The following is an 11,080-nucleotide window of genomic DNA, read 5'->3' on the forward strand; positions in this document are numbered from 1 at the left end:
TGGTTATTTAACCACCAGGTTCACCATCCGGCCGGGAACGTAGATCTTCTTCACCACGTTCTTGCCGGAGGTAAGGTCAGCCACCTTGGCATCGGCAAAAGCGGCCTCGAATACGGCGTCTTGGTCAGCATCGGCCGCAACGTTGATGCGGGATTTAACCTTGCCGTTGATCTGCACTGGCACCTGGATCTCATCATCTACCAGGTATTTCTCCTCAAAAGAGGGGAGTGGCTCGTAGGTGATGGTCTCATCGTGGCCAAAGCGCTGCCACAGTTCCTCCGCAATGTGCGGGGCGATGGGGGAGACCAGCTGGGCGATGGGCTCCACCGCCGCGCGCGGTGCCTCGGTGCGGTAGGTCTTGGTCAGGTAGTTGACGTACTCGATGAGCTTAGCCACGACCGTGTTCAGGCGCAGGTTCTCATAATCATCGCGCACGCCCGCGATGGTGCGGTGCAGCTGCTTCAGGTCATCCTGGGTGAGCTCGGCATCGGTAGTTGCCACTTCACCGGTGTCCTCATTGATGGCCAGGCGCCACAGGCGCTGCAGGAAGCGCTGCGAACCGACGACGTCCTTGGTCGCCCACGGGCGGGAGGTATCCAGCGGGCCCATGGACATCTCGTACACGCGCAGGGTATCGGCGCCGAAGTCGCGGCAGATATCGTCCGGGGCCACGGCATTTTTCAGGGACTTGCCCATCTTGCCGTATTCCTGGTTGACCTCTTCGCCGTTGTAGTAGAACTTGCCGTCCTTTTCCTCTACCTCGGCCGCAGGGACATATACGCCGCGGGAATCGGTATAGGCGTAGGCCTGAATATAGCCCTGGTTGTACAGGCGGCGATACGGCTCCTGCGAGCTGACAAAGCCCAGGTCAAAGAGCACCTTGTGCCAGAAGCGGGCGTAGAGCAAGTGCAGCACGGCGTGCTCGACGCCGCCGACGTACAGATCCACACCACCCGGATCGTTTTCACCGTGCTCGTCTGGGCGCGGGCCGGTCCAGTAGCGCTCGTTTTCGATATCGCAGAAGGCCTCGCTATTGCGGGGATCGATATAGCGCAGCTGGTACCAGGAAGAACCCGCCCACTGGGGCATAACGTTGGTATCGCGGTAATAGGTCTGCGGGCCATCGCCTAGGTCCAGCTCTACCTCTACCCAGTCGCGGACCTTGGCCAGCGGCGGTTGTGGCTCCGAGTCCTTATCGTCAGGATCGAAGGAGGCCGGCTTGTAGTCTTCCACCTCGGGCAGCTCCACCGGCAGCATCGACTCTGGCAGCGGGTGGGCCATGCCGTCCTTGTCGTAGACGATGGGGAAGGGCTCGCCCCAGTAGCGCTGGCGGGCGAAGAGCCAGTCGCGCAGCTTGTACTGAATCTTGCCGCGGCCGGAGCCGTCCTTTTCCAACCATTCGATGGCCTGGGCGATGGCCTCCGCTTTATTCAGGCCATTGAGGTCCAGGCCCTTATCGTTGGCGGAGTTTACCAACGCGCCGTCCTCGGTCCAGGCTTCTTCCTCGATATTGCCGCCGGAGACGACCTCCGTAATTGGCAGGCCAAAGGCCTGGGCAAACTCATAGTCGCGCGTATCGTGCGCGGGTACCGCCATGATGGCGCCGGTACCGTAACCGGTCAGCACGTAGTCTGCGATGAAGATCGGGATGCGCTTGCCGGAGACCGGGTTGGTGGCATAGGTGCCCAAGAATACGCCGGTCTTTTCCTTGTTTTCCTGGCGCTCCAGGTCCGACTTCGCTGCGATATCCGCGCGGTAGGACTCGACGGCTTCCTTCGGGTCATCGTTGCCGTAGGTCCAGCGCTCATCCACGTCATCGTCGTAAGGAATGGGGGACAAGAGGGCATCGACAAGCTCATGCTCCGGTGCCAAGACCACGTATTCCGCGCCAAAGAGCGTATCTGGGCGCGTGGTAAACACGTCGATGCCGTAGCCTTCCGCAGGGAAGGTTACCTCCGCACCGCGGGAGCGACCGATCCAGTTGCGCTGCATGGACTTGACCTTCTCCGGCCAATCCAGCAGCTCCAGATCATCGAGCAGGCGATCCGAATACGTGGTAATGCGCATCATCCACTGGGACAGATTTTTGCGGAATACCGGGAAGTTGCCGCGCTCAGACTTGCCTTCCGCGGTGACCTCCTCGTTGGCCAAGACGGTACCCAAGCCTGGGCACCAGTTCACCGTGGAGTTGGACAGGTACACCAGGCGGAACTCATCGACGGCCTGGGCCTTCTCCTGCGCGGACAAGTCCTCGTAGTAGCGCCCGTCCTTGGTGGTGCGCTTATTGGCCTCCAATTCCTTGATGAGCTCAGCAATGGGGCGGGCCTTTTGCTGCTCTTCATCGAACCAGGAATTATAAATCTGCAAGAAGATCCACTGGGTCCACTTAAAGAATTCTGGATCCGTGGATTCCACCGAGCGGCGCGGATCGTGGCCCAAGCCCAGCATGCCCAGCTGGCGGCGCATGTTGTCGATATTGGCCATCGTGGTGGTCCGCGGGTGCGTACCGGTCTGGATGGCGTATTGTTCGGCCGGCAAGCCGAAGGCATCGTAGCCCATGGTGTGCAGCACGTTCTTGCCCAGCATGCGGTTATAGCGGGCGTAAGTATCAGTGGCGATATAACCAAACGGGTGCCCCACGTGCAGGCCCGCACCGGAAGGGTAGGGGAACATGTCCTGCACGTTGAGCTTTTCCTTGGGCAGCTCGCCCGCACCCGTGGCTAGCGAACCGACCGGGTTCGGCGCGTTAAAGGTCTCATGGTCCTTCCAATACTGCTGCCAAGTCTTTTCGATCTGGTTCGCCAGCTCAGGGGTGTAGCGGTACGACGTGGAATCGCTCGGTTTAGTCATAAACACACAGTGTAATAGCCCCAGCCCGGCGCGGGGTAGGCAGAGGTGGGTTTTGCTTCACTAATCCGGCACCGGGCTGGCACTCCGGCGGTGGCGGAGGGGGCCTGGGGCAAGGACTAAGGCCCGCCACGGAATGTTCCGGCAGTGTTTAGGAGCTATTAACGCGCAGTTCCTTTCGTGGTTAAATCGCGTCTTTATCTTCAACTCAAGGCTTTGCGCCCAGCCATGTCTGGGTCGTTTCTCTCTTGCTCGCAAGGCCGCCATCTCTTCGTCTCTCACTTCCACAAAGGACAATTCATGCGCACTTCTCTCCGCATTGGCGCCGCTGCCGTAGCCGCAACCGTGGCTACCGCTGGCGCAATTGCCCCAGCCACCGCCGCCGAATCCCAGGGCCCAAAGAACATCATCTACATGATTGGTGATGGCATGGGCTATGGCCACGTGGCATTCAATAACCTCTACGAAACCGGCCAATCCAAGTACCTGGTCGATGGCGCATTTAGCGCCGAAGGACCAGAAGAACTCGACGGCGAATCCGTGCAGCGCTTCGAAGACTTCAACCGCCTGTCCATGACCACTTACCCAAATAACTCTTCCTATGACCCACAAAAGGCGTGGGCTAGCCATGAGTACGTGGATAAGGGATACACCGATTCCTCCGCCGCCGGCACCGCCATGTCCACCGGCGTGAAGACCGATAACGGCAAGCTGGGCGTGAACGATTACGGCCACGAGCAGGAAAACACCTCCGAGCGCGCCAAGAAGGCCGGAAAATCCGCCGGTGTGGTCTCCTCCGTGCCGTTTAGCCATGCCACCCCAGCTGCCTGGGCCGCGCACAATATCTCCCGCAATAACTACCTTGAGATTGCGGATGAGATGTTCAACTCTGATCTCGATGTCATCATGGGTGCCGGCCACCCGTTCTACGACGATGACAATAAGAAGAAGGATGAGGCCAAGTACAAGTACCTATCTGAAGAGGTCTACAACAAGCTGTCTTCCGGCGAGTCCGACTGGAACTACGCCGAAACCAAGAAGCAATTTGAGGCCTTGGCCCAAGGCGATGTCGCGGCGGGGGAGAAGTACTTCGGCCTGGCGCCTGTGGCCTCTACCTTGCAGCAGGGGCGCTCCGGCGAGTCCACAGTGCCTTATGACATTCCGTTTAACGATGTCGTGGATCTTCCCACCATGACCACCGGCGCCCTCAACGCGCTGGGCCAAAATGACGAGGGCTTCCACGTCATGATTGAAGGCGGTGCCATCGACTGGAGCGGCCACGGCAACGAATCCGCCCGCGATATCGAAGAGGTACAGGACTTCAATAAGTCCGTCGATGCCGCCATCGACTGGGTAGAAGAAAACTCCTCCTGGGACGAGACCCTGTTGGTCGTTACCGCTGACCACGAGACGGGATACCTCTCCGGCGCCAATGAGCGCTCTGAGGGTAAGTTCAACTCCATGAATGGTGGCGGTGGCAACACCCTGCCCTCTGGCCACCAGTGGTACTCCACGCAGCACACCAACCAGGTGGTCCCATTCTTCTTCAAGGGCGCTGGCTCCGAGGCCCTTCGCGCGAAGGCCACCCACACCGACCCTGTGCGCGGTGACTACATCGATAACACCACCTTGGCCAAGCTCACCTTGAATGAATGGTGGGTAAAGCACGATGACCAGGGCGGCAACGACCAAGCAGACGATTCTGCATCCGATCAGCCTGGCAACAATGACAATGGCGGTGACGGTTCCTCCAAGAGCGGGCTCTTCGCCGGCATCGCCGGTGCCGGTATCGCCTCGCTGGCCATCGGGGCCATTGCCTTCTTGGCGCAAAAGCTGGGTATCATCACCATCAACCCGAATGCGTGGCGGAACTTCTTCCACTAATCCAGGCGATTAATCGCGCGCGAAGGCTTTCATCACCGGCGGTGGTGAAAGCCTTCTTTTTGCCCTCTGCCTGCAGAATCCACATCTTTTCAAAAATGATCTAGGCTGGTGTAAATGAGCCAGGAGAAGTTTCGTAGCCAGCTATCATCTTTTCTAGACGCGGCGGTTTTTCAGGGGGTCCCGCATCTTCGCCTCGCGCCGGATACCGATACTTTAGAGCTTTACCTGCCAGCCGTAAGCGCGGCCTATGAACCAGAAGACCCGCAATGGACCGTGACCACGCAGCTATTGGATGGCACGGAGGTCACCCGCAAGTTTTATTACGTCGCCGGTGAAGAACCTGGCTTGTGGGTTTCCATGCCGCAGCCCTTTACCCACCTTGCCGTAACGTTTGCGGAGCAGACGCTGGAGTTTGCGGGTATTGCCAATGGTGGCCTGCTGCTCGATTCCGCGCACCGGCCCGTCGATAGCACGCAGCCCATCCCGCAGGGCGCGTACACCTTCATCGCACCGACCGGCACGCAGCTAACTCCCGCCCCGGATAGCCAGCCGCGCCCGCATGGCGCGTGGGAAGGCTGGTCCATCTTTGAGGTAGCGGCACAAGATTCCTTCTCCATCGCTGTGCCACGCCAGGACAAGGCCACCATCACCGTTGCGGAGGGCGCGGATTTTTCCTGGGATATGGCGGTCAAGTCCCTGCCCAACGCGCGCGGGTTGGACGGCGAGCTGGTGTACACGAAATCCCCACGCCTCTTGGTCAATACCCCACTGCACCTGCAGCTGACCTATGTCCCCATCGGTGGGGAAGAGGAGGAAATCTTAGAAGATGAGCTGCCGGAGGGAATCCATGAGGTTCTACCCGGCGACGTCTTCGAGGACCCCTGGGTGGGCCGGTACCGCTTTAGCCTGTTTAAGGGCGAAGAGCTTGTCGATGTCCACTATCTCAACTTTGCCGAAACCCTCCACATGCGCTCCAAGAACGAGGGGCCCCGCGGAACCAACTTCCGCTTCATCGATGCGCTGGGGAACCTGTCACCGTTTAGCTATGCTTTGGCCTCGTCCCCCGATAAGCCCATTCACATGGAAAAGGGCCAGCGCGTATTTGGGGAAGACGAATCGGTGCGCGAGGAGACCATCAGCAGCGAAGCCGGCTACGAGCTGACCTTTGAGGTCATCCCGGCGACCATCCGCACGCGCGTGAAGCGCACCGCGGCCGAGCCCGTGGATTATATGGATAAGCAGGTCATCCTGGCGGATCAGCTGGATGCGGATGCGCTCTTTACGGTGCACTCGCCGGAGCCGCTGCCGCTGGCGAAATTCGTGGTCATTGATAAGAACCAGAAGATCCGGGATCTCGTCACCGCCAATGGCTCAACGGAGGCGACGACGGCCCTCTCCGTGCCCAATCGCGCCCTCAAGGCCGCGCTGACCAAGAAGTCCTCGCTGGAGCTCTACCTCCTGTGGTCCACGCTGTCTTATGAGGAGTACCTGGAGGGCCTGCCGGATAAGGAGCGCGCGGCGCACCTTAAGCGCAGCATGGACCGCCGCGTGATGGAATACGAGGCAACCGCGGCAAGTGACCTGATCTATGCCGCCATCGCCACGGTGCGCAAGGCGCCACTGGTGGCCCGCGCCACCATCGAAGACGGCATTCTTATGCCCGAGCAAACCCACGAGGAAGAGGTGGAGCTTTTGGCGTGGGCATGGCCGCTTGGCAACCCCGCCAGCGAGCCGCTGCCCTTGGAGCCGGTAGAGGAGGGCTTCAAGCTACCGGAGGAATTGCACGAAGCGGGCGATCTCATCGTGGACTTCCGCGAGGATGAACCGGCCAGCGACCTCGCCGCCCCGCAGTACCCGCCGGCGAGCTCGCTCATTATCTTCCACGACGGCGAGAGTGAGAATACCGCCGGGACGTGGGAGACCTATGCCGCCCTGCGTCGCCTTGCCCCCAAGGCCAAGGAGACCTTCGAGGGCGTTATCAAGGACATCGAGGCCGATCCGCGCGCCAGCCTCGATGCGCTCATGCAGGTGGACTTCGAGCGCGGCCAGCGCATGCGCGCGTTGGTGCGCACGGGCCTGATCACCCGTTCCTTTAGCCGCGATGGGCAAGAGGCTGCGGATCCTTCTTCCGTGCTCGCCGCGCTTGCCGATGCCAACCAGGCCCACGTCGAACAGTCCGGCTCCCCCTCGCTGTGGCGGACGGCCACCACGGGAGTAGACGATGTCACCCGCCCCATGCTGCTCATGAGCGCCACCGGCGAGGCCCCAACGCCTGCAACGGACAGCTCGCAGCTGTGCGATGACGCCCACCGCATCGCCGCGCTGCGCGAGTGCTTCGATAACGACTTGGCGCTAACCCGCCTGGGAACCATGTCCAACCTGCGTTCTACCGCGCTGCAATTGCGGGTGACGCTGCAGCAATTGGGCGTTGATAAGTCGGTATTGCACACCCTGCTCGCCTTGGACGCCTTTGGGGAAGGAAACACGGATCTTGGCGGCTCTGCTTGGATGCCGTTTATTTCCTATGTCTTTGCCATTGCCGCACGTGGGGTGGCCAATGGGAAGCTGACGGATGCGGCCGTGGCCTCTGCGCTAGATAACGCCCTCCCGCAGCTAGCGGAGGCGGTCTCGCTGGCCCCAGAGCTGTTTTACCGGGATATTCTCACTGCGGAGGCCCTTACCCGCGACTACAGTGACTAATATGCAGGTTATTTCCACCAACGTCGCCGTACGCGGGCCAGATCCGAGCGGGAGGCATGAGTTTTCGGGCATCGACAAGCGCCCACAAGACTTCATCGATATCTCCGCTCCCGGCCCCAATTACGGCGATGGTTCTGGCGTGCGCGGCGATTCTATTGGCGATAGCGATCATCACGGTGGAAGTGACAAGGCCGTTTATGCCTATGCCCGCGAGGAATTGGATTATTGGGAGGATTCGCTGGGCCGCACGCTGGCTTCGGGGTCTTTTGGGGAGAACCTCACCACGCGCGGCATTGATCTGTCCGCGCTGCTTATCAATCAACGCCTCCACATCGGTACGACCACTCTCGAGGTCTCCGTACCCCGCCAGCCGTGCGCGACCTTTTCCGGCTGGGTGCAGGAGAAGGGCTGGCTCAAGCGGTGGACCGCGCGCGGTGATTGCGGCGTGTACTTCCGCGTCATTACGCTCGGGCGCATTTCTGCCGGGGATGCCATAACCTGTGGCCCCGCGCCCGCGCACGATATCACCATGCGCATGGCGTTTGCGGCCAAGATGGGGGACCGGGCGATGGCCCGGCGCGTGGTCGATGCCGAGTGCTTGCCGCCCCAGCACGCAAAAAAGCTCCGGGTATAAACCCGGAGCCAAAAATCTGTGTCACTTTAGGCCGGCTGCGTGCCCTCTTCGGCGCTGACGACGGGTGCCTTCGCCTTGGGGTAACGGCCGTGCACCATGTAGTAATACACCGCCGCGACGGCGATGAGGCCGGCGAGGATGAGGTACATCGTATCGAAGCCGGTGGCGCTCACGATGGGGCCAAGCCCGAAGGGTGCGAGGCCGATGCCGAAGTCCATCAAGAGGAACATCGTGGAGATGCCCGCGCCTATTTGGGCGGCCGATACAGAGCGCACCGAGATGGCCTGGCAGGCGGGGCTTAGCGTGCCGTATCCCATGCCCGTAAACGCACCCGCGACCACGAGCATGACGTCATTGCTGGGAAAACCCATGATGATAAGGGCGATGGCGAAAGAGACCAGGCCCAGGTACATGACCGAGTTATCGCCCTTGTGGTCCTGTATCCGGCCCAAGAAGAAGCGCATGATGAGCATGACCACGGCGTAGCCGATGAAAAAGAGGCCAGCGCCGGTGGCCAGGTCCTCTTCGCGCGCATAGGCGTTAAGGTAGGTGACCACGCCGGAGTAGGCGATCCCCACCAGGAGCATGAAAATGCCAATGGGCACCACGTTGGGGTGTACCGCGTTGCGCAGCTTGAAGGCCGGTTTTTCCTCATCGAGCTCCGCCGGGTAGCGCAGCACGAGCGCCAGCACGAGGGAGACAATATTGGAGCCCAGGGCGACCGCAAAGAGGGTGTTATAGCCAATATTATTGGCCAAGAACAAGCCCACGGCTGGGCCGAAGGCGGTAGCCAGGGTCGTGCCGAGGGCGAAGTAGCCAGTGCCTTCCGCGCGGCGCTGCTGGGGGATGACGGACTGGGCGACGGCCATCAGCGCCGTAGAGGTAAGCGCATAGCCCGCGCCGTGAAGCAGGCGCACCAGGATCAGGACGGCCACGTTATGCGCCACGAAATAGCCCACCGTCACGATGCTGACGAAGGCCAGTGAGGTCAGAGCGGCGCGCTTTTGCCCCACGCGGTCCACCAACCAGCCGGAGACGATGCGCATGAATGTCGCGCCCAAAACGAAGGCGCTAGAGGCAAAACCACTGACGGTATCGGATGCCCCGAAGCTCTCGACGGCATAGAGGGCCATGGTCGTCACAGTTAGGTAAAAGACAAGAAACTGGCCAAAATTAGCCACCCACGCCAAAAGGAACGTGGGTGTAATCAATGGCGGCTGAGCTGCCGCTGAATTCGTTATTGACAAAACTCACTCCAAATAAAAAATAAAAATCCTCCCAACCGCGCACGGCCCCAGAAGGGCCGCGTGCGGGGAGAAGGAAAGCAATCACAATTATGCGGGGAGTGAGTATACGCCGCGGGCACTTAATTGTTTAATCAAACGCGGTTATAAGAGCGTTCTAAACTGTGATTGCTGGGCGGTATTAGGCATTCGCATAAGGGTCGCGGATGCCCAAGTACTGCACGGTGGTGTATTCCGCAATGCCTTCCGCGCCGCCCTCGCGGCCCAAACCCGACTGCTTGACGCCACCGAATGGGGCGGCGGCGTTCGAAATAACGCCGGCGTTAAAGCCCATCAGGCCGAACTCCAAGCCATCGGCGACGCGCCAGAGACGATCGGAATCTTCGGTAAAGACATAGGACGCCAAGCCGTACTCGGTGTCGTTGGCGATCTCGAGTGCCTCTTCCTCGGTGCTGAAGGTGATAATCGGGGCGACGGGACCGAAGATCTCTTCCTGAGAAACGCGTGTTTCACGTGAAACATTGCTAATGACGGTCGGCTCATAGAAGTAGCCGTCGCCGCCTGCCCGCTTGCCGCCGGTAAGGATGGTGGCGCCCTTCTCGGCGGCATCGTCCACGAGGCCGGAGACGCTATCGAGGGCCTTAGGCTCGATGAGCGGGCCACAGGTCACGCCCTCATCCATGCCGTTGCCCAGCTTGAGCTTCTTAAACTCCGCGACGAGCTTTTCAGAGAACTCTTCAGCCACGGATTCGTGGACCAAGAAGCGGTTGGCCGCCGTGCAGGCCTCACCGATATTGCGCATCTTGGCGCCCATCGCGCCCTTAACCGCCTGATCAATGTCCGCATCTTCGAAGACGATGAACGGCGCGTTTCCGCCGAGCTCCATGGAGGTGCGCAATACGTTATCGGCCGCACCCTTCAGCAGGGTCCTGCCCACTGGGGTGGAGCCGGTGAAGGAGAGCTTGCGCAGGCGGGCATCGGCAAGCAGCGGCTCCGAAATAGCGGAGGCGGACTTGCCGGATACGACGTTGAGCACACCCTTGGGCAGGCCCGCATCGAGCATGGTCTGCGCGAAGTACTGCGCGGTGAGGGGAGTAAGCTTCGCCGGCTTGAGCACCATCGTGCAGCCCGCTGCCACCGCGGGGGCCACCTTGCGGGTCGCCATCGCGAGCGGGAAGTTCCACGGGGTAATCAACAGGCAGGGGCCCACCGGCTTGCGGCGGGTGATCATCCGCAATGTACCTTCGGGAACGGTTGCGGTGCGGCCATAATCGCGCACCGCTTCTTCGCTAAACCAACGGAGGAACTCCCCGCCGTAGGTGACCTCACCCTTGGACTCCGCGATGGGCTTGCCCATCTCAAGGGTCATCAGCGCGGCGAAGTCTTCCGCGCGCTCCTGCACGAGTTCGAAAGCCCGGCGCAAGATCTCTGCGCGCTCGCGCGGCGTGGTGCGGGCCCACTCATCCTGGACGGCGCAGGCGGCATCCAGGGCGGCAGTGGCATCCTCCCTGTTCGCGGAAGCAAGCGTCGCGAGCTTCTCGCCCGTGGCCGGGTTTTCCACGTCGAAAGTCTCCCCGGAGGTGGAGTCGCGCCACTCACCACCGATGAGCAACTGGGTAGGAACCTTTGCAATTACCTCTTCGATATTGATGCTCATAACCATCACCTTTCTTGGAAATATAGACTTACACCACACTACTCCGATTTCGGCTTGGATCGACGTGGTTCAAAGTCGAGCTCCTTAGGTCGCTTTCGGGCGACACATAAAAGA

At 60.6% G+C, this 11,080-nt stretch carries 6 protein-coding genes; 3 read left to right on the forward strand and 3 right to left on the reverse strand.

Annotated elements, in window-relative coordinates; all coding sequences use genetic code 11:
- Positions 1-3: 3 nt before the first annotated feature.
- Positions 4-2,850: a leucine--tRNA ligase gene (gene leuS, locus HMPREF1267_RS00220; protein WP_023028002.1), complete on the reverse strand. Its 2,847-nt coding sequence runs from the start codon at positions 2,848-2,850 to the stop codon at positions 4-6.
- A 297-nt stretch (positions 2,851-3,147) separates the two neighbouring features.
- Between leuS and HMPREF1267_RS00225 the strand changes: the two genes are divergently transcribed.
- The 3 genes from HMPREF1267_RS00225 (at position 3,148) to HMPREF1267_RS00235 (ending at position 8,065) form a co-directional block, all read left to right on the forward strand.
- Positions 3,148-4,731 carry an alkaline phosphatase gene (locus tag HMPREF1267_RS00225; protein ID WP_023028003.1) on the forward strand — a complete coding sequence of 528 codons (1,584 nt, stop codon included), beginning with the start codon at positions 3,148-3,150 and terminating at the stop codon, positions 4,729-4,731.
- Between the two features lie 114 nt (positions 4,732-4,845).
- Positions 4,846-7,431 carry a hypothetical protein gene (locus HMPREF1267_RS00230; RefSeq protein ID WP_023028004.1) on the forward strand — a complete coding sequence of 862 codons (2,586 nt, stop codon included), beginning with the start codon at positions 4,846-4,848 and terminating at the stop codon, positions 7,429-7,431.
- Between the two features lies 1 nt (position 7,432).
- Positions 7,433-8,065, forward strand: a complete 633-nt coding sequence (locus HMPREF1267_RS00235; protein ID WP_023028005.1) for an MOSC domain-containing protein — start codon at positions 7,433-7,435, stop codon at positions 8,063-8,065.
- A 26-nt stretch (positions 8,066-8,091) separates the two neighbouring features.
- Here the strand turns inward: HMPREF1267_RS00235 and HMPREF1267_RS00240 are convergent, their stop codons facing one another.
- Both HMPREF1267_RS00240 and HMPREF1267_RS00245 read right to left on the reverse strand, forming a co-directional pair.
- On the reverse strand, positions 8,092-9,276 hold the full coding sequence (locus tag HMPREF1267_RS00240) for an MFS transporter (RefSeq protein WP_232215110.1): 1,185 nt from the start codon (positions 9,274-9,276) through the stop codon (positions 8,092-8,094).
- 214 nt (positions 9,277-9,490) lie between these two features.
- Entirely contained in the window at positions 9,491-10,966 is a 1,476-nt protein-coding gene (locus HMPREF1267_RS00245; protein ID WP_023028007.1) for an NAD-dependent succinate-semialdehyde dehydrogenase, read from the reverse strand.
- Positions 10,967-11,080 lie beyond the last annotated feature (114 nt).

Origin of the sequence: Corynebacterium sp. KPL1824 (genome assembly GCF_000478095.1) — a bacterium.
In the GTDB taxonomy this organism is placed as follows: Bacteria; Actinomycetota; Actinomycetes; order Mycobacteriales; family Mycobacteriaceae; genus Corynebacterium; species Corynebacterium accolens.

What these genes read in the sequence shown, in the direction of transcription:
- leuS (WP_023028002.1), bottom strand. Translation starts at nt 2,850, where the DNA reads ATGACTAAACCGAGCGATTCCACGTCGTACCGCTACACCCCTGAGCTG.
- HMPREF1267_RS00225 (WP_023028003.1), top strand. Translation starts at nt 3,148, where the DNA reads ATGCGCACTTCTCTCCGCATTGGCGCCGCTGCCGTAGCCGCAACCGTG.
- HMPREF1267_RS00230 (WP_023028004.1), top strand. Translation starts at nt 4,846, where the DNA reads ATGAGCCAGGAGAAGTTTCGTAGCCAGCTATCATCTTTTCTAGACGCG.
- HMPREF1267_RS00235 (WP_023028005.1), top strand. Translation starts at nt 7,433, where the DNA reads ATGCAGGTTATTTCCACCAACGTCGCCGTACGCGGGCCAGATCCGAGC.
- HMPREF1267_RS00245 (WP_023028007.1), bottom strand. Translation starts at nt 10,966, where the DNA reads ATGAGCATCAATATCGAAGAGGTAATTGCAAAGGTTCCTACCCAGTTG.